This window comes from Bartonella sp. TT121SHDZB (assembly GCF_042193415.1).
Taxonomy (GTDB): Bacteria; Pseudomonadota; Alphaproteobacteria; order Rhizobiales; family Rhizobiaceae; genus Bartonella.
On record NZ_JBHILR010000071.1, the window covers coordinates 1 to 252 of the forward strand.

The following is a 252-nucleotide window of genomic DNA, read 5'->3' on the forward strand; positions in this document are numbered from 1 at the left end:
GGGCGTCGAACATGGCGGGGTCCAGCGCATTCATCTTGTCGGGCCGGGCCAGGGTCACCTCGGCCACGCCGTGGTCCACCGATATGCGCACGCGTTCTTGGCTCATGGCTTGTCTCCTTGTGTCTATGCGGTTCTTTGCTGGCGGTCGGCCGCGTTGCGCGATTCGATGGCGCTGCGCGCATTCGCCCAGTCCTGGTCGCTCCAGCTGGCCAGCCCGGCGAAGTTGCCGCCCGTCGCCTGGTATTGTCCGCC